Here is a 1,702-nt window from a genome sequence, read left to right on the forward strand (position 1 = left end):
TCACAAGGCCAGTTTGCCGCTTTTTTAAATGCCGAAGCCAATGAGCGTGCAGAGCTATTGGAAGAGCTAACCGGTACTGAAATTTACAGCTTAATTTCAGCGCGAGTACATCAGCATTTTTCTGATGCCAAAACGAACTTGAAGGTACTTGAAGCTAAGCTTGGCAGTGTTGAGTTATTTGATGAACAACAAGTTGTGGCGCAGCAACTACAGATTGAACAACTCAATCAGGCGCTCGTGATCGATCAACAGCAATTAGCTCAATTAAGCCAATTTATAACCTGGGCAGACAATACTGAGCAATCGCAGCAGACATTAGTTAACATTCAGGCTCAACAGCAACAAGCACTGTCTAGCGTACAGCAACATAGCGATGAACTAACTCGACTTGAACATAGTGAGCCAGCACAGCAAATCCAGCCTCTATTTGAACAGCAACAAAAAGCCCAGTTAAGCACCCGAGTATTATCGGAACAGATTGAACAGTTAACGGAACAAGTTAGTGTAGCTGAACAAACACTGCGACAGCACACCCACAAGCAAACGCAAGCTAAGCAAAGCGTTGATAAAACCAACCAAGCACACAAAGATTTACTTAATCTTATCGACAAACTGGTGTTGCCGTTAGACCAACACATTAGCCAATTGAACTATCAATTGTCTCAGGTCATATTAAGCCATCAGCAAACGGCTGAGCAACAACACAAAACGATTGAGCAACAGCAACAGTTGATGGCATTGCAACAACAACTCTCGTCTGCAAAGCAGGATATACAGCAACAACTTGATAATTTGCCGCAAGGCCAAGAAGTGGCGAAAAAGTTTGCGGCTTGGCAGACACAATACAGCCAAGTATTGCAATTAAACCAGCAGTTGAGCCAACTTGACACTCAACGAGTTCAGCAACAACACAATATCGAGCAAACTCAAACAACGTTAACTGAACTTTCGCCGCAAATTAAGCTTGCCAAAACGACGGTCACCCAAGCGTTAGCTCAACAAGCCGACAGCCAGCAAGCAATAACGACATTATTGGCTGGCCAAGACGAAAATCAGATTAATCATGATTACCAACAACTGGTCGAGCAACAAGCTGGGCGTTATCAGTTAACTCAGCTATTTAGTCACTTTGTGCGTCAGCAGCAACAATGCCAACAATTAAGCAGTCAATCGGTGCAATTTAACACTGATTTACAGGCCCTAGCGCAGTCACTTTCGCTGGTAAGAACCCAGTGGAGTGAAAAAAATCAGCAAGTAAAAGATCTGCAAACCATACTGCAGCAAGAACAGCAAATTGCCAATTTAACCTTAGAGCGCGCCAAGCTTAAAGCCGGTGAACCTTGTGCATTGTGCGGTTCGACAGATCACCCGTTAGTTGAGCGTTATGAAGCATTGAATGTGTCTGTTACCGAACAAAGAATGCAGCAACTACAAATTGAACTTGATGCGATTAAACAGCAAGGTGAGCAGCTTAAAAATCAACAAACGGCGTTGCAAGTTAACTACGACAACTCGCTCATGCAATTGAGCCAAGCGCAAACTGAATTACAAACAACTGAGCAACAGTGGCAACAACACACTCAGGCGCTTGCGGTAACGTTTGAATTACATGAGCAGCAACAACATAAGTTAACTGATTATATTGCCCAGTCAGAAGCCAAACAGCAGCAACTTGCCCAAACGATAAGTCAGCTTAACCAAT

1 protein-coding gene is annotated in these 1,702 nt (G+C 43.5%); it reads left to right on the forward strand.

Annotation, left to right across the window (positions count from 1 at the left end):
- Positions 1-1,702, forward strand: a 1,702-nt coding sequence (locus CXF78_RS21515; protein ID WP_219622086.1) for a hypothetical protein, incomplete at both ends; no start/stop codon positions are given.

This window comes from Shewanella sp. 11B5 (assembly GCF_002836795.1).
GTDB lineage: Bacteria > Pseudomonadota > Gammaproteobacteria > Enterobacterales > Shewanellaceae > Shewanella > Shewanella frigidimarina.